At 70.5% G+C, this 19,270-nt stretch carries 17 protein-coding genes; 4 read left to right on the forward strand and 13 right to left on the reverse strand.

Annotated elements, in window-relative coordinates; all coding sequences use genetic code 11:
• Window positions 1-2: 2 nt before the first annotated feature.
• The 8 genes from ACFWX1_RS15435 to ACFWX1_RS15470 form a co-directional block, all read right to left on the reverse strand.
• On the reverse strand, window positions 3-1,274 hold the full coding sequence (locus ACFWX1_RS15435) for a GAF domain-containing protein (RefSeq protein ID WP_378387669.1): 1,272 nt from the start codon (window positions 1,272-1,274) through the stop codon (window positions 3-5).
• 88 nt (window positions 1,275-1,362) lie between these two features.
• Window positions 1,363-2,292, reverse strand: coding sequence for an alpha-ketoacid dehydrogenase subunit beta (locus tag ACFWX1_RS15440; protein ID WP_378387671.1), 930 nt, complete (start codon window positions 2,290-2,292; stop codon window positions 1,363-1,365).
• A gap of 25 nt (window positions 2,293-2,317) precedes the next feature.
• A complete protein-coding gene (locus ACFWX1_RS15445) occupies window positions 2,318-3,205 on the reverse strand; it encodes a thiamine pyrophosphate-dependent dehydrogenase E1 component subunit alpha (protein WP_378387673.1) in 888 nt (295 codons plus the stop codon).
• Window positions 3,202-4,242, reverse strand: coding sequence for an ATP-NAD kinase family protein (locus ACFWX1_RS15450; protein ID WP_378387675.1), 1,041 nt, complete (start codon window positions 4,240-4,242; stop codon window positions 3,202-3,204). The genes ACFWX1_RS15445 and ACFWX1_RS15450 overlap by 4 nt, the downstream gene beginning before the upstream one ends.
• Before the next feature lie 108 nt (window positions 4,243-4,350).
• On the reverse strand, window positions 4,351-4,575 hold the full coding sequence (locus tag ACFWX1_RS15455; protein WP_378387677.1) for a heavy-metal-associated domain-containing protein: 225 nt from the start codon (window positions 4,573-4,575) through the stop codon (window positions 4,351-4,353).
• A 144-nt stretch (window positions 4,576-4,719) separates the two neighbouring features.
• Window positions 4,720-4,923 (reverse strand): cold-shock protein, encoded by a 204-nt coding sequence (locus ACFWX1_RS15460; protein ID WP_345397993.1) that lies wholly within the window; start codon window positions 4,921-4,923, stop codon window positions 4,720-4,722.
• A gap of 205 nt (window positions 4,924-5,128) precedes the next feature.
• Window positions 5,129-5,299 (reverse strand): hypothetical protein, encoded by a 171-nt coding sequence (locus ACFWX1_RS15465; protein ID WP_378329682.1) that lies wholly within the window; start codon window positions 5,297-5,299, stop codon window positions 5,129-5,131.
• A gap of 167 nt (window positions 5,300-5,466) precedes the next feature.
• Window positions 5,467-7,080, reverse strand: coding sequence for a thiamine pyrophosphate-dependent enzyme (locus tag ACFWX1_RS15470; protein ID WP_378387738.1), 1,614 nt, complete (start codon window positions 7,078-7,080; stop codon window positions 5,467-5,469).
• 184 nt (window positions 7,081-7,264) lie between these two features.
• Here ACFWX1_RS15470 and ACFWX1_RS15475 point away from each other — a divergent pair, with 184 nt between their 5' ends.
• On the forward strand, window positions 7,265-8,542 hold the full coding sequence (locus ACFWX1_RS15475; protein WP_378387679.1) for a hydroxyacid-oxoacid transhydrogenase: 1,278 nt from the start codon (window positions 7,265-7,267) through the stop codon (window positions 8,540-8,542).
• The gene (locus tag ACFWX1_RS15480; protein ID WP_378387681.1) at window positions 8,536-8,955 is read left to right on the forward strand and encodes an acyl-CoA thioesterase; all 420 of its coding nucleotides are present in this window, start codon (window positions 8,536-8,538) and stop codon (window positions 8,953-8,955) included. The genes ACFWX1_RS15475 and ACFWX1_RS15480 overlap by 7 nt, the downstream gene beginning before the upstream one ends.
• A 624-nt stretch (window positions 8,956-9,579) precedes the next feature.
• Here ACFWX1_RS15480 and ACFWX1_RS15485 read toward each other — a convergent pair.
• From ACFWX1_RS15485 to lanKC, 4 genes are all read right to left on the reverse strand, one after another.
• Window positions 9,580-11,352 carry an ATP-binding cassette domain-containing protein gene (locus ACFWX1_RS15485; RefSeq protein WP_378387683.1) on the reverse strand — a complete coding sequence of 591 codons (1,773 nt, stop codon included), beginning with the start codon at window positions 11,350-11,352 and terminating at the stop codon, window positions 9,580-9,582.
• Between the two features lie 108 nt (window positions 11,353-11,460).
• Window positions 11,461-13,137, reverse strand: coding sequence for an ABC transporter ATP-binding protein (locus ACFWX1_RS15490; RefSeq protein ID WP_378387685.1), 1,677 nt, complete (start codon window positions 13,135-13,137; stop codon window positions 11,461-11,463).
• A 123-nt stretch (window positions 13,138-13,260) separates the two neighbouring features.
• Window positions 13,261-13,407 (reverse strand): SapB/AmfS family lanthipeptide, encoded by a 147-nt coding sequence (locus ACFWX1_RS15495; protein WP_378387687.1) that lies wholly within the window; start codon window positions 13,405-13,407, stop codon window positions 13,261-13,263.
• A 38-nt stretch (window positions 13,408-13,445) separates the two neighbouring features.
• Window positions 13,446-16,016, reverse strand: a complete 2,571-nt coding sequence (gene lanKC, locus ACFWX1_RS15500; RefSeq protein WP_378387689.1) for a class III lanthionine synthetase LanKC — start codon at window positions 16,014-16,016, stop codon at window positions 13,446-13,448.
• Between the two features lie 446 nt (window positions 16,017-16,462).
• Between lanKC and ACFWX1_RS15505 the strand changes: the two genes are divergently transcribed.
• Together ACFWX1_RS15505 and ACFWX1_RS15510 are read left to right on the forward strand one after the other, a co-directional pair.
• Entirely contained in the window at window positions 16,463-16,828 is a 366-nt protein-coding gene (locus tag ACFWX1_RS15505) for a hypothetical protein (protein WP_378387691.1), read from the forward strand.
• Window positions 16,812-17,225, forward strand: a complete 414-nt coding sequence (locus ACFWX1_RS15510) for a hypothetical protein (protein ID WP_378387693.1) — start codon at window positions 16,812-16,814, stop codon at window positions 17,223-17,225. The genes ACFWX1_RS15505 and ACFWX1_RS15510 overlap by 17 nt, the downstream gene beginning before the upstream one ends.
• On the opposite strand, the gene ACFWX1_RS15515 is transcribed toward ACFWX1_RS15510, so the two are convergent.
• Window positions 17,222-19,171 carry an ArnT family glycosyltransferase gene (locus tag ACFWX1_RS15515; RefSeq protein ID WP_378387695.1) on the reverse strand — a complete coding sequence of 650 codons (1,950 nt, stop codon included), beginning with the start codon at window positions 19,169-19,171 and terminating at the stop codon, window positions 17,222-17,224. The two genes, ACFWX1_RS15510 and ACFWX1_RS15515, sit on opposite strands and share 4 nt — an antisense overlap.
• Window positions 19,172-19,270 lie beyond the last annotated feature (99 nt).

Genomic DNA, 19,270 nt, shown 5'->3' on the forward strand with positions numbered 1-19,270 from the left:
GCTCAGCCGCGGATGGCGGGCGCCAGTGAATGCGGCAGCACCTCGGCCGGATCGGCTGGCCGTTCGATCACCACTTCGACGTCGTCGGCGAACCGGTACGGGCGCCCGCCGAGGATGCCGCCGAAATGCCGCCGCAGCCGGGACATCTCGGCACGCACGGTGACCGTCCGCGCGGCGTCGCCGAAGAGGTCGAGCGAAAGTTCCGACGCCGACCGGCCGTCCCTGCGGCAAGCCAGCACGTACAGCATCTCGGCGTGCCGCGGGCTGAGCCGGTGCGTCCAGGTACCCGTGTCACCGGACACGGTCAGCGTCGGCTCGCGCGGCACGCGGACGTCGAGCACGACGCGAGTGGGCTGTGCGTCGGCCGCGTCGCCGCCATCGGCGAGCCGCACGAGCCAGCCGCTAGGCAGCGGCTCGATCTGGCAACTCCCGTACGCGGGCAGCCAGGCCCGGCCCGGCGAACAGCCGGTGGGCAGCGCGATCCGGTCGACAGGGGCGAGCCCGGCGGTGGCCGCGACCCAGCCGTGCCGGTCGACGACGACCGCGCGTCCCCGCACCTTCGCCAGCACCGGGACGGCGATACCGCGCAGCCGTTCCAGCTCCGTCCCGTGGGTGGACCGCAGCCCGGCCTCCGCGAGCTGGGCGACGGCGTCGACCAGCGCCAACGTCGTCGGATGCACCGTCGAAGCCGGACCGGAGAGATCGACCGCGCCGAGCAGCTGCCCGTCGCGCGGGTCGCACAGGGGCACCGCGGCACAGGTCCAGTCGTGCTGCGCGCGGACGTAGTGCTCCGCGGAGTAGACCTGGACGGGCTGCCGCGCGACGAGTGCCGTCCCGATCGCGTTGGTGCCGACGGCGTTCTCGTGCCAGTCGACGCCTTCGCTGAACCCGATGGCGTCGGCGCGGCGCCGCACCGGCGCGCTGCCCTCGCGCCACAGGATCCGTCCGTCGGCGTCGGTGACGACCATGATGTGCGCGGCCTGCTCGGCCATCGCGAGCAGGCCGCCGCGCAGGGTGGGGAGCACCTCGGCCAGCCCGCACCGCCTGCGGCGTTCCTCGATTTCCTCGATCTTGAGCCGGGGTCCGCCCGCGCCGCGGTCCGGGTCCATGCCCAGTTGCCGCATCCGTTGCCAGGAGGCGCCGATCACCGGCCGCGGCCTGCCAGGCAGGGCCCTGCCCGACAGCGCGGCGTCATGGATGCGGGCGAGGGCGCGCGCGTGCTGCCGGGGATCGACCCCAGCCGGCAACGCTGCCTCGAGGCTCCGTAGTCCCACTGCCGCTCCCAGTGCTCGCAGAGGGAGTCTGCACTACGGAGTCCGAGATTCCTAGGGCGTACGCAGGGATTTCCTCGCGTGAGGACCGTCACCGGCGCCAGCAGGCGACGGTTTTGGCGGCGTTGACGACACGCTGGATGTCCGGCGGGTAGGGATTCTCCAACACCCGCGAAAAGGGCATCGGGGTGTGCGGCGGCGTCACCATCTCGATCGGCGCGCGCAACGCGCCGAACGCCTCCTTCGCCACCAACGCGGAGATGTCCGTGGCGAGATTGCACCGCGGCGACGCCTCGTCGACGACGACCAGCCGTCCGGTGCGGCCGACGCTGCCGAGGATCGTCGCGGTGTCGAGCGGGCTCGTGGTGCGGGGATCGATCACCTCGGCGGCTATTCCGGACGCCGCCAGTTCGCACGCGGCCTGCTCGGCGACCGGCACCATCCGGCCGAGCGCGACCAGCGTGACATCCTCGCCGGAGCGGACGATGTTCGCGACTCCGAATGCCAGAGCATAGCTGTCACAAGGGACTTCTCCGACGACGTCGGACAAACCCTTGTGCTCACAGAAGATTACCGGGTCATCATCACGGATCGCTTGCACCATAAGGCCTTTAGCCTCGTACGGCGTCGCAGGGACGACCACCTTGAGGCCGGGGAGGTGGGTGAAGATCGGATACGGGCACGGCCCGGCCCCGTAAGCCATCCTGACCACCAGCGGGGTGCTCGCGGTGCCGCCGAACAGGGAGCGGAACGTCGCCGCCTGGCCGAAGATCTGGTCGAAGCCGATGCCGCCGAACACCAGCTCCGCGACCGGCCGCTGCCCCCGGCTCGCGGCCCCGATCGCCGCGCCGACGAACGCGGAGCCGGAGCCGGGCATGCCCAGCACCCGGCCGGGGAAGCGGACGGAAAGTCCCGGCGCGGAAATCCCGTCGTCCCCGAGCACGATGACCGACACGTCCCGCGTCATCTCCTGCGTCAGCGCCTCGATGATCGCGTCGCGGTAGCTGATCGCGCGGGCCATCGGCCGCTCCTCTCGACGGGAGAACTCAGGCGCCGGTTTCCAGATCGGCCGAAGCCGGTTCCGGCGCCGCTTTCGCTTCGGCGACAGAGGCCGCGACGAGCGCGGCCACCTCGCCGTCGATTCTGTCCAAAATGGACTCTTCGAGTCCGCCGTCGAGGACCGTGCCACGGAACCGTTCCAGGCAGCCGCCGTACGCGCACCCCGGCGGGATCGCGAACCGCCGGACCTCGATGAGCGTCGGCCCGCCGCCGTTCCTCGCGCGGACGATGGCTTCACCGGCGGCTTCGTAGACGGCGAAGAAGTCGAGCCCGTCGACGATCTCGCCGGGCATGCCGAACGCGGCGGCGCGGTCGGCGATGCTGTCCGAGGCCACCGACCAGCCACGCGACGGCCGGGGCCAGGCGGTGTTCTCGGCGATGAAGAGCACCGGCAGGCACCAGGTCGTGGCCAGGTGCAGCGCCTCGAGGGTCGCGCCGTCCCCGCTCGCGCCGTCACCGAAGAACGCGACACCGACACCGCCGGTGCCCTGTTGTTTCGCGGCGAGCGCGGTGCCGCAGATCAGGCTCGGGCCGCCGAGCACGCCGTTCGCGCCGAGCATGCCCCGCGCGAGATCGGCGATGTGCAGGGCACCGCCCCCGCGACGGCGGGAGCCGGTGCGACGGCCGTACAGCTCGGCCATCATGCCCTTGACGTCGACACCGCCGGCGATGCAGTGGCCGTATCCGCGCTGGGTGCCGGCGATCGCGTCCCGCTCGTCGAGATGCAGGCAGACTCCGGTGGCCGCGGCCTCGTCACCGGCGTGGAGCCGTTCGGCACCGGGGAGTTCGCCACGGGCGGAAGCGTCGTGCACGCACTGTTCGAAGACCCGGATCGTGCGCATCATCCGGTACGCCTCGCGCAGAAGCCCGGTCATCTTCGGCGCTCCTTGCCCGGCGCCGCCGCGGTGGTCGTGCGGAGCAGCCCCCGGCGGGCCGCCTCCGCCATGGTCGCGCGGACGTCCACACACCACGGCCCCTCCGAGCGCAGCTCCACGAACGCGCTCTCGCCGTTCTTCAGCTCCAGCTCACGCTCGCCGTCGACGGCGATCACCCCGCCCGCCGCCGCGAGCTCGACCCGCACCCCGGGCCGCAGCACACCCCAGCCGCGGACCCCGACCGGCACGACGAGGCCCGGCGCGATCGGCGCCTGCACGACATACGGCGTCTCCCCGACCGGGCCGAGCTGCAGCGCGACGCCGTCGGCGCTCGACCTCGGGCTCGGGCAAAGCTGGCCGGCGATGCTGGACAACCCGATGCCGTCCGGTTCGGCGAAGGTGCAGTACAGCTCGGTCAGCGACGCGGGCTCCCACAGCGCTCGCGCGCCGACGTGCCTGATCAGCGACACACAGACGTCGACGAGGGCGATCTCACGGCGGGCCTTGGTGACCACCTCGAGCACGCTCATCCGGCGGGTCACCAGGTCCGGATCGATCTGACCGCTCGCGATCAGCCCCGCCGCCAGCCCGGCGACGGTCGCCTCGCGCATCTCGGGGAAGGCGTTGTTGGTGCCGGTGGACAATGCCAGCAGCGGCACGTCACCGCAGGCGGCGGCCGCGACGCGCGCGGTGCCGTCGCCGCCGAGGCACACGATCACCCCGGCGCCTTCGTCCACCATGCGGCGCACGGCGTTGGTGGTGTCCACCGCGGTCCCGGTGAGCGGTTCCGCATCGCAGAACTCGACCTCGGGCGGCCTGCCACCCCGGTCGAGGGCCTGCCCCACCGAGGCGGAGATCCCGCCGAGATCGGACGAAAGGACGGCGCGCTGAACCCCGGTGGCGGCGAAGGCGGCGAGCAGGCGCTGCACCATGTTCGCCTTCTCGGCGGTGGGAAAGACGGAAGCCTGCGCGACCAGCCTGCGGATGTCCCGCCCGGACGCCGGATTCGCGACGATGCCCGCCACCGCTTCACCCACCGCGTGCCCTCCCTGCCGGTGCTCCTGGAGGAACAGCAGACTCCGGGACGTCCCCGGCGGGAAAGGGTTGCAGCAGGGTTGCAACGTAAGCCGAAGGTGAAGGCCGCGCTACGGCGCGAGGCTCGTCACGCCTTCGAACCGGTAACCGGCCTCGGTTATCGCGGCGCTTACCAAGTCCGCCGCCAGCGGTGCGGCACTGCGGACGGTGACGCGGCCACTGGCGACGTCGACGTCCACTCCGGCCACTCCGGGGAGCTCGGTGAGTTCTTCGGTGACCGACTGCGCACAGTGGCCACAGGACATTCCGGAGACGGTGTACCCGGTCTCAACCATGTCCGGCAGCCTACTGACCAGCGCCGTCCCCGATCGGGTGATCCCATTTCCTGGTTCCCGCCACCACGGAATCCACTGTGGACGGCAGACACGACAGGGGCCGCCACCGGCGAGCGGTGACGGCCCCTGAAGTAAGTGCGTGGGTCAGAGAAGGGTGACCGAGGTGGCCTGCGGGCCCTTCTGGCCCTGGCCGATCTCGAACTCCACCCGGGCGTTCTCTTCGAGGGTACGGAAGCCGTTACCCTGGATCTCGCTGTAGTGAACGAAGACGTCGCCGCCACCGTTGTCGGGGGTGATGAAGCCGAACCCCTTCTCGGAGTTGAACCACTTCACAGTGCCCTGAGTCATCAAAAATCTCCATGTATAACACCAAAATCAGGAAGCCAGTCGGCGACCCGGGTCGAACCCGGACGGTTTGCTTCCTCGATGAGGAGACACTGCGCCCGCTGAATTCTGCGAGCGTGATTCACCACGAACACAAAAAACAAGACCACTTGAAGTAAAGCACAGGGTCGGCCCGGCCGACAACCCGTGTCACCCAGAGTGGTGTGTACTATCCGCCACTCGCCGCCCGCCGTGGCTCGGTGCCGAACGGCGACCGCCACGAGGCGTCCCGATGGGCCGCCACCACCACGTCGTCGTGGGCCTCCGCACTGGCGCTGAACTGCACCGGGACCACTTCGGACGCCTTGCGCGACTCTGCCGCGCGCTGTTCGTCGGCCATGTCGAACTCCCCTCGTTCTGGGACCCGCTTGGGGTGATGACCGCCAGGGTGCCACCGGGCACCGACAAAAAGGTTCGGCGACGTCATCGCCGATCCGGAACACCGTCAGGCTACCGGAGTTTTCCGCCGGCGCGGCATAACTTCCCTGTGAGTCCCTGAGAAATTCCTTATGTCACAGGAGGTTGCGGACGGACCGCACCGAGCAACCCGGACAGCCGCACCTCCGGGGTCACCACGTCGGGGTCGGTGTGCACGTCGATGACGCACGGACGCTGGCGGACCAGCGCGCTCGCGATGATCGGCTCGAGCTCCTCCCGACCGTCCACGGTGTACCCCGCCGCGCCGAGCCCTCGCGCCCATGAAGCGAAATCCACCAGCGGAATCGTGACGCCGGCCAGCCTGCCGTGTGCCCGCGCCTGGTGCGTGGCGAAGCCGCCGTACAGGCCGTTCTGGAAGACGACGACGATGACCGGCGCCCGGTAGCGGACCGCCGTCTCGATCTCCTGGCCGGTCATCAGCGTCCCGGCGTCGCCGACCATCGCGACCACGGTGCGCCGCGGTTCGGCCAGCTTCGCCGCCACCGCGGCGGGCACCGCGTAGCCGACGGCCGCGTTGCTCGGGCCGAGCTGGCTGCGGGGCGCGGTGAAGCACCAGTAGCGGTGCATGAACTGCGCGACATTGCCCGCGTCGCTGGTCACGATGGTGTCCTCGGGCGCGAGCTTCCGCAGGGCGCGGACGACGTCGGCCGGATGCACCCGGCTGTTGCCGCTGGTGTCGGGCGGGGTCATGAAGGTGTGCACCGCCGCGTTGGCCGCCGAGGCCCGGCGTGTCCGCGGCGAGGCCACCGAACGCAGTTCCCGCAGGAACGGCTCTACCTCGGCGTCGATCCGGAACGTCAGCCCGCGCCGCGGCGTGTCGTCACTGCCCGTGCCGACCAGCACGAGTGTCTGCTGCGGGGTCGGGTACCGGTAGGACTGCGTGGTGACCTCGTCCAGCCGGGTGCCCAGCGCGAGCACCAGGTCGGCGCGTTCGAGCGCGTCGAGCTGGCGGGCCGGGATGCCGAGGCCGAGGTGACCGGCGTAGCGCGCGTGGTTCTCCGGGAAGGCGTCCTGTCGGCGGAACGCGTTGTACACCGGCAGCGAGAGTTCGTCCGCGACGGCGATCAGCTCTTCGCGCGCCGAGCGAGCCCTGCCGCCGACGATGACCACCGGATACCGCGCCTCGTCCACCAGCTGCGCGACCGCGTCGGCCGAGCGGCCGAGCGTTCCCGTGGCGGGCGGGCGGACCGTGGCGACCGGCTTCGCCGAGTCGTAGGGCACTCCCCACGCGTCGCCGGGCACGCCGATCACGATCGGCCCCGGCCGTCCTTCGCGGGAGGAGGTCAGCGCCTCGGCCAGCAGACCGGGCACCTCGTCGGGGTCCTGCGCCCGCACGCACGACTTGCTGATCGGCTCGAACATCGCGGTGAGGTCGCTGGCGGGCAGGGAACCACCGGGCGCCGGGTCCATCGCCGGCGTCTCCAGGAACACCACCATCGGTGTCTCGTCCTGATAGGCGGTCTGCACGCCGACGGCCAGGTTCGCCGCGCTCGGCCCCCGTCCGGCGAGCAGCACGGCGGGACGCTCGGTGAGTTTGCCCTCGGCCTCGGCCATGAAGGCGGCACCGGCGTCATGCCTCGCCGAGACGAGGGTGATCGAGCGCTCGCGCTGGACCGCGTCGAGAAGTTCCAGGAAGGACTCCCCGACGACCGCGTATACCCGATCTACTCCCGCCTCGGTCAGTATCCGTACTGCCGTCTGGGCGACGGTCGCTCCTAGTTGGTATCTAATGGGGAAAGCTTAGGCGGGAACCGTTCAGTGCCGTCAAGTGATCTTCGGCGGATCAGGGCGAAGAGACACGGGGATAGCACTGAATGTCCGCTTTCGACAGATCCGTTCGGCCGAGCAGAGAGCGAGGACGAGGGCCTTGGCAACCGAATATGAAACAGTCTTCACGTATGGTGCGCCGGGCCTCAAATTCGGGGCGGGCGCCAGCGACGAGATCGGTTACGACCTGACGCAGTTCGGCGCGCGGCGCGTGCTCGTGCTCACCGATCCCGGCGTCGCCGCGACGGGCTGGCCGCGGCGCATCGCCGAGGGGATCACCGGCTACGGCATCGAAGCCGAGGTGTTCGACGGGGTGCACGTCGAACCCACCGACGTCAGCATGCGCAAGGCCGTCGAGTTCGCGCGCGGGACCGGGCCGTGGGACGCGTTCGTCGCGGTCGGCGGCGGTTCGAGCATCGACACCGCGAAGGCGGCGAACCTGCTGACCAGCAACGACGGCGACCTCATGGATTACGTCAACGTGCCGGTCGGCGGCGGACGGGCGCCGGTGAACCCGCTGAAACCGCTGGTCGCGGTGCCGACGACGACCGGGACCGGCGCGGAGAGCACCACGGTGTGCGTGCTCGACGTGCTGTCCCTGCGGGTCAAGAGCGGGATCAGCCATCTGCGGCTGCGCCCGACACTCGCGGTCGTCGACCCGCGCCTCACGATGAGCCAGCCCGCCGGCGTGACCGCGGCGGCCGGGATGGACATCCTGTGCCACGCGGCGGAAAGCTACACGGCCAAGCCGTTCACCTCGTTCGAACGCAAACGTCCCGACCAGCGCGTGCCGTACTGCGGCTCGAACCCGTTGGCGGACATGTTCGCCGAGCAGTCGCTGCGGTTGCTTTCCCGGGCGCTGCCCGCCGCGGTGCGGGACGGCTCGGACGTGGCGGCCCGCGAGGCGATGTCGCTGGCCGCGACGCTCGCCGGGCTCGGCTTCGGCAACGCGGGCGTGCACATCCCGCACGCCAACGCGTACCCGATCGCCGGGCAGGTGGGCGAATTCCACCCAGCAGGCTATCCCGCCTCGGAATCGTTGGTACCACACGGGATGGCGGTGTCGCTGACCGCGCCCGCCGCGTTCCGCTTCACCTTCGAGGCGGCGCCGGACCGGCATCTGCGCGTGGCCCGGCTGCTGGCCCCCGACTTCGAATGGCCCGGCGATTTCGCCGATCACCTGCCCGCGGTGCTGACGAACCTGATGCGGGAGATCGGCATCCCGAACGGGCTCGGCGCCGTCGGCTATTCGGAGTCCGATGTGGACAATCTGGTGGAGGGAACGCTGAAACAGCAACGGCTTTTGACGATGGCACCGCGGTCGGCGTCTGCTTCGGATCTTGCGGCGATCCTCCGGGAATCGGTGACGCTGTGGTGAACGGGTACCCGCACTGGCAGACGGTTCCGTTGCGCTGGAAGGACAACGACGTCTACGGGCATGTCAACAACGTCGTGCACTACTCGATCATGGACACGGTGATCAACACCTGGCTGATCGAACGGGGCGGGCTCGATATCTCGGGCTCGGGCTCGGGTGGTGTCATCGGGTTGTGCGTGGAATCGAAGTGCGGGTATCACGCGTCGGTGTCGTTCCCCGGCACGCTGCGCGTCGGGCTCCGGGTGGCGCATCTGGGGAATTCCAGCGTGCGGTACGAGGTCGGGATGTACACGGCGGACGAGACGCTGGTCGCGGAGGGACACTTCGTGCACGTGTTCGTGGACGGGGAGACGCGGCGGCCGGTTCCGGTGGCGGGGAAACTGCGGGAGTCGCTGGAGGAGTTGCGGGTCTGAGCGGTCGGCGCGGTCTGAGCGGCTTCAGCGGCTTCGGCGCGGCTTCAGCGCATGTCTCGGACGCGCCGTTCGCGACGCTCGACGTCCCCGATGACGCGTTCGTGACAGGGGCGCGGTGTCCGGTTGCCGCCGGAGCGATGTCCTGAACGACGCGTTCGAGACGATCAGCGTCCCCAACGACGCTTTCGCGACATCGCGGTGGACGGCGGCTCCAGATCGAACGTCCCGAACGCGTCGTTCAGGACACCCCCACCACTCAGGCCGGGCACCAGGTGCACCGCTGGACGCGGCAGCCTCTCACATCCCACTTCGCGAAGGATGCCGATGTGACGAGGGGGTCCTTCGGTGCGTTGGATGCACCAAAGGACCCCCTCGTCACACGAAAGTCCACAATAGACATACGGAAGGCCGGAACCCACAGTCCGGGCCGACTCACCAATAAGCCCGCCCCACACGAGAACCCACCTGTCCACAGCCCCCGGCGACTGTGGACAACTCGGCCCGATTCCCTTCACAGCCCCGGAATTGTCGTGGGGCCGCGGTAGACTGCTGCTGGGCAGTCCCCCCAAGGGAGGGCGGGGGATGTCCGGTGAGCAGTGTGGCCGCGGAGGCTCGGCGAAGAGTCTACTGTGGAGGGTGGTGCTCGGCGGGGACGGTCAGCGGCACCCGGGATGTGAGGCCCGCCTTGGCGTGGCGTGGAACGGGGGCCGGTGCCCACGCGCGCATCAGTTCGGCGTAGCGCGAGGAGCGGGTCAGCAGTTCCTCGTGGGAGCCCAGCGCGGTTTCACGGCCGTCCATCACCAGGACGCGTTCCGCCCGCATCGCCGAGGAGAGCCGGTGCGCGATCACCACCAGGATCCCGCCCCGCGCGGCGAAGGCGCGTTCCGCCCGCGCCTCAGCGACCGGGTCGAGATGGGAGGTCGCCTCGTCCAGCACGACGATCCGCGCCGGGCTCGCGTAGACCCGCGCCAGCGCGATCAGCTGCGCCTGACCCGCGGAGACGTCGCCGTGCCCGAGTTCCCCGTCGAGCCCGCCGAGCCGTCGCACCAGTTCCCCGGCACCGACGGCGTCCGCCGAGGCGAGCAGTTGCGCGTCCGTGGCCGTCGCGTTGAACAGGCCGAGGTTGTCCCGCACCGTCCCGGCGAAGACGTAGGCCTCCTGCGGGATCAGCGTCACCAGCTGATGCCGCAGCTCCGCGGGGACCTCGCGCACCGGGACGCCGCCCAGCAGCACCCGTCCCGCCTGCGGTTCGAGCAGACCCGTCAGCAGCCCGGACAATGTCGACTTGCCGATACCGCTCGGGCCGACCACCGCCAGATGCGCGCCGAGGCCGAGATCGAGGTCCAGGTCCCGCACGACCGGTTCGGCCGCCGCGCCCCACCCGAACGTCAGGCCCCGCACGTGCAGGTCGACCCCGCGCGGACGTCCTTGGCCGTCGACCGGTTCGGGCACCTCCGCGGTCTCCGCGAGGCGGCGCAACGCGACCATCAGCCGCAGCACGACCGTGGTCGCCGTCGACGCCAGGCCACGCAGCGCCGGCTCCATCGTGGTCGCCAGGTACACCAGCGCGCCCAGCGCCGCGCCCGCGGTCAGCTCTCCGCGCCGCACCAGGCCCGGCGCCAGCAGCAACGCCAGCACCAGCGGCACGAACGCGCCCAGCCCGATCACCACGGCACGGGCCGCCCCGGCCTGCGCGACCCGCGTGGCCGCGCGGGCCTGCGCGTCGACCGCGTCGTCGATCGCCAGCCCGGCAAGGGGTTCCGCGCCGCACGCGACGACGTCCCGCATTCCCGACAACACCGCGCCGACCGTCGCGGCCGCGTGTTCGTCCGCCAGCGCCAGTGCGCGCTGCCGCCGCGCCAGCGACGGCAGCAGGAAGGCGAACACCGTCACCGCCACCAGCACCGGTGCCGCGACCGGCAGCATCAGCGCCCCCGCCACGGTGACCAGCCCGGCGAGCGCGGCGACCGTGGTCACCACCATCCCGCGCGCCTGCACCAGCAGCCCGCCGGTCGCGTCGCGGACGACCTCGACATGCTGGGTGATCCGGGCGACGCCACTCGCGTCGGCGCTGTTGCGCGGCGGCGACGGATCGTGCAGCACGCCCCGGACGACGGCCCGCACCAGCGCGTCCCGCAACGGCTCGACGACCTTGCCCAGCTGCCGCCACACCAGTCGCGAGCCGAACGCGCCGAGCAGCGCCACCACCCCGAACGCACCGAGCCACACCAGCCCGATCCCGGCCCGGCCCGCCCCGAAGCCGCGGTCCACCGCCAGCTCGACGAGCCTGCCGGAGAAGAACGCGGGCACACCCTCCAGCACCGAACAGCCCAGCAGCACGACACCGCCGCGCCACTGCTCGCGCAACGCGGACCGGTACAGCCGCCGGACACTCACGAGCCGACCCGCGCTTCCTCCGCGTCGACGGACATCACGTTGCCGCCCCACAGCCCGCGGGACACCAGCACCCGATCGGCAACGCGAACAGGATTCGAGATCGTCTGGTCACGTTGCCTCTTCCATTTCCTCGGTGAAAACCCCTCGATACCCCGGCTCCCGCCACAACGCGGCATGCGGCGCCACCGCGCGGATCCGGCCGTCCTCCAGCCACAGCACCAGATCCGCCCGCGAAGCCGTGCTCGCGCGGTGCGTCACGACGATCCGGGTCCGGCCCGGCAGCGCCGAGGCCATCGCGTCCTCGACCGCCAGCTCCGTGACGGTGTCCAGGCTCGCGGTCGCGTCGTCCAGGATCAGCACCCTCGGGTTGTGCACGATCGCTCTGGCCAGGCCGAGCCGCTGCCGCTCCCCACCGGACAACGGCGTTTCGTCGAGCGGTGTCCGATACCCCCGCGGCAGCCGGACCACGACGTCGTCGACCTGCGCGGTCCGACACGCGGCACGGATCGCGGCCTCCCCCGCCCACGAGCCGTAGCCCACCGCGTCCGCCACGGTTTCGCCCAGCAGCGCGGGCCGTTCGAACGCGTACCCGACGACCGCGCGCAGTTCCTCGGGCCGCAGCAAGGCCAGCGGGCGGCCGTCGAGCAGCACGGCTCCTTCGTCCGGCCGCACCAGTCCGCCGAGCACGCCGGTCAGCGCCGACTTGCCCGAGCCGGACCGGCCGACCACCGCCAGGAACGTCCCCGCCGCGACGGCCAGGTCGACCTCCTCCAGCGCGCCGCGCACGGTCACGTGCCGCAGTTCGATCCGTCCCCGCCCCGGCAGCAAGCCGAGCTTCCCGGATTCGGGCACCGGCTCGTCGAGCACCTCGGTCAGCCGCTCCGCGCTCGACCGGGCCCGGGAAAGCGTGGTGAGCATCGGGATCTGCGCGAGAATGCCCAGCCCGAGCGCGACATAGCCCAGTACGGCCAGCATGTCGCCCACGCTCAGCCGTTTCTCCAGGACGCCGAAGCCGGCCGCGGCGAGCACGACGATCTCCACCGCGGGCAGCAGCAGCGCGGCACGCCAGACCATCTTGGCCTGGGTCCGCCAGATGCCGCGCCCGGCCAGGTTCAGCCGCGGCAGCGGCCGCAGGACCCGTTCGGCTTCGCGGTCGGCGATCCCGGCGGCGGCGATCGTCCGCAGCCCGGCGACCGCGTCGAGCATGCGCGCGCCGAGCTCGCCGGACACGCGCTGATAGGCGAGGACGTCCTCGGCGCTGTGTCGCAAGTGGACACGCGCGAGCAGCACCGCGAACGGGATACTGCCGAGGAAGACGAGGGCGAGCCGCCAGTCGAGCAGCGCGAGCAGCACCACCGCGCCCGCGGAGAGCAGTGTCCCCGAACCGAACTGCACCACGACCGGGACGAGGCCACCCGCGCTGGTGCAGTCCCCGGCGAGCCTGCTGACCGCGTCCCCGTCGGCGAACGGCGAGCGCGTCCCCAGCTGCAGGAGCCGGTCGGCCAGGCGACGGCGCAGCCAGGCCGTCGCGGACGCTGTTATCCGGCCGACGAGCACGCCGCTCAGGACGTCGGTGGTGAGCTGGGCGGCGCCGAGCAGGAGCAGCCAGGAAACCTCCGGCCAGCTGCGATCACCCGCGACGACGGCGTCGACAGCGGCCGCGAGCGCACCCGGCAGCGCGAGCCCGGCGGCGGTCCCGACCAGCGCACCGCACACGACCATGGCCAGCCTGGCGCGGTCACGACGGGCCAGTGCGGCCAGCAGCCGGTCAGCCGATCGTGTCATCCCACCCCCTAAGACAGCGGCCGGAGTCCCCCTGAACGGGCGCAAAATGCAGAATGAAGGTGCGGGAGCGGCGCACTTGGCCTGTGCCGCTCCCGCACCTCACATCATTCTTGCCACCGCGCCTTACTCCGTGGCGTCGACCTCACAGGTCAGCAGGCTGAGCGCGCTGTGGCTGCAGTGGGTCAGCAGGCTCAGGTTGCTGCCGCCCCCGCCGTGGCCTTCCATCGCCTCGGGAGCCTCGAGCGACTGCAACTGGAGAACGAATTCCATGGTGTCCCTCTTCCTTTCGTTTTTTCCTGCTCCACCGGTCATGCACGACCGGAGGTCTGAAGGGACGGCGTCCTGCCGAGGAACGGCAGGACCGGGGTGCCGTCCAGCACCGCCGAGAGCGCGAGCAGGATCCCCGCGCCGCCGGTGTTGACGTCCATCGAGAGCCGCAGCAGCTGGTTCCCCGGGAAGGCCAGCCCGCCCTTGAACGGGATCGCGTGCCAGGCCAGCCGCGCCAGATGCCGGTCGAGGGCGTTACGGATCCGCTGATCGGGTTCCGGGTCGTAGGCCAGTGCGGCGATCAGGCCGCTCCGGCCGTAGCAAAGCCCCGGGTAGATGACGAACTCGCCGCGGCACGCTTCACGGAGACCGGGCAGGTTCTCGCAGGCGGCCGCCTCCGGCTCGTGCCGCGCGAGCTGTTCGGCCACCATCAGGATGCCGGCGCTGCCGATGCCGGCGTAGGGCAGCGTCCGTGCCGTGCCGTCCCGGACCTGCAGCGAACCGTCGAAGGTCAGCTCGCACTCTTCGAGGTCGCGGCGCAGTGCCTGGTCGGCGAACGACAGCCAGGCGCGCTCGCCGGTGCGCTCGAACAGCCGGATGAACAACAACGCCGGTCCCGACCAGCCGGACAGCAGGCCCGCCCTGGCGAACTTGCCCGGCGGATCGGCGGTCTCCAGGGCTTCGGACAGCCGGACGGCGGTCTGCAGTGCCTGCCTGCCGAACTCGTTGTCCTTGCGTTCGAGGGCGAAGTGCAGCTGGGTGAGGCCGATCCCCGCCAGGCCACGCTCGATGCCGTGGTCGGCGGTCTGCTCGACCAGTGCGGCGGAGGCGCGGAGCAGTTCGTCGGCCACCTCGCGGTGCCCGAGGTTCTCCAGCACGTAGGCCACGCCGTACGAGCCGTCGAAGAAGCCGGGACGCGTCGGCCGGTCGCGGCGGACCGCGTCGATCAGCCACTGCTCGTGCTCGGGATACCGGCCGGCGCCCGCGACGTCGAGCGCGTGCAGCACACCGGCCGCGCCGACGCCGAAACACGCGCCGCCACCGGGCCGGAACTGGTCGATGTCACCGGGGAACAACCGGTCCGTACGGTCCGGGGTGGCGCTCGCCAGTATCGCTTCGGAGATCTGCTTGCGGACCAGTACCCAGTCGGGCTCGGGCTCGTCGAGCGCCGTGTGCGCGTTCACCGGCGTGCCGGATTCCGGCTCGCGGCGTCGCACGAGCGTGGCGTAGCACGCGTCGACGTATCCGTCGGGCAGCGGGAAGCGGCGCTGGATGAAGTCCAGGTAGCCCCGCAACTTCGACGGCGAGAGTGCGAGTAGCTGGACCAGCGGCAGGAACAACCACAGCTTGATCGCGGCCAGCGCGTACTCGTCGATCTCGGCGCCGGTGCGGTCGGCGGGCGCGCGGAAGCCGGGAGCGCCCAGCGCCGTCCGCTTGGCCGTCGCCAGATCCGCGGCCAGCTCGAAGTCGATCAGCGCCGCGGTGTCGTCGTCCGAGACCAGGATGTTCAGCGCGTGCAGATCGCCGAAGACGACCCCGCGCTCGTGCACGGCCCGGATCGTCCGCTCCACCTGATCCAGCAGCCCGAGCGCGCGGGTGGTGTACGTGGCGAAGTCGTCCTCGCCGGGGTCGCAGCGGGTGAGCGGGTAGTTGGCGGCCAGCCACTTGCCCAGCGAGACCCCCGGCATGTACTCCATCGCCAGGTAGTGGTGTTCCCAGGCGGTGAACTTCTCGTGGACGCGCGGGATGCCGGGAATGCCGGCGAGCCGGTCGAGGACGGCCTTCTCCCGCTCCAGCCGCGCGACCGCGTCGGCGCCCACCTCGTCGAGACCGGCGTACGGCCGGGCCTCCTTGAGCACCACCTGCTCGCCGTCGGCCTTGCGGTTGGCCAGGTAGACCCCGCCGCCATTGGAGAAATGCAGGGAACTGGTCACCCGATAGGGGAACTGGTCGGGGTCGCCTTTCGCACGGTCAGCGGCGCTCTCGGCCAAACAGGGGGGAATCTTCACCCAATCAGGCACAGAGAAGGTCGGCGTACGCTCATCCGGGATCAACGTCCCGTCGGGCTTGCGGATCGCGGGCACCCGCTTGCCGCCGTGTTCGACCCACTGTTCGGCGAATCCGCCATAGCGGACGTAGAGCGGTCCCGCCCCATAACGGAGATCGCTGAGAATATAGGCACCCGTCTCGCCGTCCAACTCGGCCGACAGCTCGTCGAGAACACGTTTCAGTTGGTTATCACCATCCGGGTAAATGGTGATCAACTTTCCACTGCCGGATCGAGGCGCGTATTTGGCATTCTGGGCGAGCAGGATCATCCGTGAGCGAAGATGCTTGTAGGAGATCCGGCGGTCGAGACAGTACTCGTGCACCCGGGCCAGCACCCGGGCCGCGTTGTCCAGACCAGCGGAAACGTGGATTTTCCAGCCCTGCGAGGGAAGTCTCAGACCATCCGGGTGCAGGATACGCCACACACCGTGCCGCCGCTCGCTCCAGCCGCCGGCGGGCAGCGGCAGCAACCGCGCGAAATCATCGTCGGATGACCCGGTTTCTCGTTGTTCGTCGAAGAACAGCGGATCGGCGAAGCAGAACGCTTCGTACCGGACATCCATGGAACAGCCCCTCCATACGTTCGCCCGACGCACCCCGCGACGTCGGGACTGGGATATTCCCCCATGCCGGACACCCCTGGGCCAATCCTCCAACCCGGGGGTTCAACTGGGCTGATCAGGCTAGGCAAAAGTAACGCCTACCGCCGAGTACGGGAACCCAGCGTAATTCCACCGGCGCTTCCAACCACCCGTTTGTGGTGTAACGCGAACGTTTTTTCAGCGTACCCGCTGGTCCGATCGGGGCCCTCCGGAATACCACGTCGAATTGGCAGAATGCCATCAACTCCATTACGTGATTTATTCACCCGATGCCCTCGCGCAGGGCGAACGCGATGCTTCTCACCAAATGCGAACACGTGGCGAGGGACACCCGCGCACACCGGCGTGGGAGGGGCGGGCAATGCCGACAGGTACGTTGTAACCCGATAGGCCGGAAGGAGGAAAGGGTGATCGTCGGATTCTCGGTGACGGTCGCGGTGTGCGCGCTGCTGACCGCGCTGGCCGCCTTCGTCCAGTCCGCACGCAACCGGCTCCCGGACCGTCCGCTGCTCGGCGCGCTCGCGGTCGTCGAAGTCCTCCTGGTGGCCCAGCTGGTGATCGGCGTCGTGCAACTGGCGGGCGGCGAACATCCCGGCAGCCTCGCCACCTACCTCGCCTACCTGATCGGCTGCCTGCTGGTGCTGCCGGTCGGGGCCGCGTGGGCGCTGGCCGAGCGCAGCCGGTCGAGCACGGTGGTGCTGGGCATCGCCTGCCTGGCCATCCCGGTGATGGTGTTGCGACTGATCGAGGTGTGGCATGGCGCGAGTGCGTAGTACGGCCACCGGCCCCGGCCGGGTCCTGGTCGCGGTGTACGCGATCTTCGCGCTCGCCGCCACCTCGCGTGCGGGGGTGCAGATCGGCACCAAGTTCCACGAGGCGCCGCTGGCCTACACGCTTTCGGCGTTCGCGGCGGTGGTCTACGTGGTCGCCACGATCGCGCTGGCGAAGGGCGACCGCTGGTGGTGGGTCGCGACGGCCGCCTGCACCGTCGAACTGCTCGGCGTACTGGCCATCGGGACGCTGAGTATCTTCGACCGCGCCGCGTTCCCCCAGGCCACCGTGTGGTCGGTGTACGGACAGGGTTACCTGTTCATCCCGTTGGTGCTGCCGGTGATCGGGCTGTACTGGCTGCGCCGGACCGCGCCCGCCCGCGTCGGCAGCCGGAACTAACGCCGCGCGCAGTCGAACAGAACCCCGGATCCCGCCGCGTCGGGCCCGATGCGCTGGGGCGGGACCGGGACGCAGGACTTCATGAGCCAGCCGATCCGCTGTCCGATCGCAGCCGTGCCATTGTCCCCGGCACCGCCTGAAGCCGGTTGTGCGCCTTTCATCCGCCGCCCGAGGTCTACGTAAGCCTGGGGCAGTAATACGAATCGCAGTTGTGCGCTGTCGACCCATTGCCGCAATTGCATAACCGTCGGTGCCGGATCGAAGCCGAGATATCCGCCGAGTGGCGCCACTCGCGCGTCCGTGTGCAGCAAGAACGGGTCCGCGCCATAACTGCCGCCCTCGACGGCCATGGTGATTCGTGCGGCCGGCGCCTGGGCACGGGCGTAGTCCAGGATCTGCGCCTGTCCGGGGCCGAGCCGGGTGGCATCGTCGACGAACCGCAGGAACGCGGTCTCGATGTCCGAAGAATCCTTTGCGGGGACCAGGGTCCGCACACTGCCCAACACCGCTGTCCCCGCGGGCCCCGCTGTCGGATCCCCCGCCTCCAGTACGGTGATCGGCCGCGCGGCGGTTTCCACGGCGTACGCGGCGGGCCCGGCCACGATCGCCGCCAGTCCGGCGATCACCGCTACGACTCGTGCGCGGTGCTCACGGACGAGAGCACTGATCACCGCGAGTGCTGCCAGCGCGAGCACCGTATAGCGCAGCCAAGGCAGCCACGATGGCGTGCGGTCGAGAAGCACGTATGCGGTCAAGGCCGTCCCCGCGACAGCGACAGGCAGGACGAACCGGGCACGCCCGCCTTCCCGGTGCCACCGCCACGCCGTCGTCAACCCGGCCGCCGCCAGTGCGGCGATCGCGGGAGCGAGCAGGGCGGTGTAGTACCCGTGGAAAATGCCGCCGGTGAACGAGAACACCGCCGCGCCGACGAGCAGCCAGCCACCCCAGAGAGTCCAGCCCGCCCGTACTCGCCGCGTCGCGCCGCGCGCCCGGAAGGCGGCGACCACGAGCGCGGCCAGCGCGAGCGGCAACAGCCAGGCGATCTGCCCGCCGAGTTCGGCGTTGACCAGGCGCAGCGGTCCCGGCACGCCGCCGAGGTCGGCGCCGATCGCACTGCCATACGCCCCGCTGATCCCCTCCCCACCGCCGAAGAGCCGGGTCAAGCCGTTGTAACCGAAGACCAATTGCCAGACGGAACCGTCGGTGGTGCTGCCGACGAATGGCTTCGCGCCCGGCCACACGCTGACCACCACCGGCCAGGACAGCGAAACCGCGAGCGTCACTAGCCCGGCCAGCCCGATCTTGGCCAGTCGCCTGCCTCGGGACTCCTCCGCGCCGACGAAGTACGCCACCGTGAACGCGGGCAGCACGATCCATGCCACGAGCATCTTCGTGAGGAAGCCGAGCCCGGCGAACACCCCGGCGAGCACGAGCCAGCGCGTACTCGTCTCTTCGATCGCGCGAGTCAGGAAATACGCGCCGAGCACCAGAAGGAGCACGAGCAGCGTGTCCGGCAGATTGTCCCGGCCCACCGCGGTCACGATCGGCGTCAGCGCGTAGAGCGCGGCAGCGAGCAACGCCGGGTACGGACCCGCCCAGCGACGCACCACCCGGTTCAGGGCGAGCACGGTCCCGGCCCCTTCCAGCGCCTGGACCCCGGCGATCACCCACGGGTGAAAGCCGAACGCCCAGACCCCGACCGTCTGGGTCCAGAACGCGAGCGGAGGTTTGTCGACCGTGACGACCCCGGCCGGATCGAACCCGCCGAAGAAGAACGTCGACACGTTCTGGGACATCGAGTGCACGGCGGCGACGTAGTACGGCTGCAGCGTGTGGCCGGCCGGTGCCCATCCCCACAGCACCAGCGCGAGGAGCAGGATCGCCCCCAGCACTATCCCCTCCCCGCGGACCGCCCGCCGCACGCTCGCCGTCTCCGCCACCGCCATGACCCGCCCCGTTTCTCCCCGCCGACGGGGAGAAAGCTAAGGCCGGAGTGGCCGCGAGATCGTCAAGCCGGGGATGGATTCCGGCGCGGCGCGGGTCGA

The sequence above is a fragment of the Amycolatopsis sp. NPDC059021 genome (genome assembly GCF_042739895.1).
Taxonomy (GTDB): Bacteria; Actinomycetota; Actinomycetes; order Mycobacteriales; family Pseudonocardiaceae; genus Amycolatopsis.

Coding starts and splice junctions, on each gene's coding strand:
- ACFWX1_RS15440 (WP_378387671.1), bottom strand. CDS start 2,292: ATGGCCCGCGCGATCAGCTACCGCGACGCGATCATCGAGGCGCTGACG.
- ACFWX1_RS15445 (WP_378387673.1), bottom strand. CDS start 3,205: ATGACCGGGCTTCTGCGCGAGGCGTACCGGATGATGCGCACGATCCGG.
- ACFWX1_RS15455 (WP_378387677.1), bottom strand. CDS start 4,575: ATGGTTGAGACCGGGTACACCGTCTCCGGAATGTCCTGTGGCCACTGT.
- ACFWX1_RS15460 (WP_345397993.1), bottom strand. CDS start 4,923: ATGACTCAGGGCACTGTGAAGTGGTTCAACTCCGAGAAGGGGTTCGGC.
- ACFWX1_RS15465 (WP_378329682.1), bottom strand. CDS start 5,299: ATGGCCGACGAACAGCGCGCGGCAGAGTCGCGCAAGGCGTCCGAAGTG.
- ACFWX1_RS15490 (WP_378387685.1), bottom strand. CDS start 13,137: ATGACACGATCGGCTGACCGGCTGCTGGCCGCACTGGCCCGTCGTGAC.
- ACFWX1_RS15495 (WP_378387687.1), bottom strand. CDS start 13,407: ATGGAATTCGTTCTCCAGTTGCAGTCGCTCGAGGCTCCCGAGGCGATG.
- lanKC (WP_378387689.1), bottom strand. CDS start 16,016: ATGGATGTCCGGTACGAAGCGTTCTGCTTCGCCGATCCGCTGTTCTTC.
- ACFWX1_RS15510 (WP_378387693.1), top strand. CDS start 16,812: ATGGCGCGAGTGCGTAGTACGGCCACCGGCCCCGGCCGGGTCCTGGTC.
- ACFWX1_RS15515 (WP_378387695.1), bottom strand. CDS start 19,171: ATGGCGGTGGCGGAGACGGCGAGCGTGCGGCGGGCGGTCCGCGGGGAG.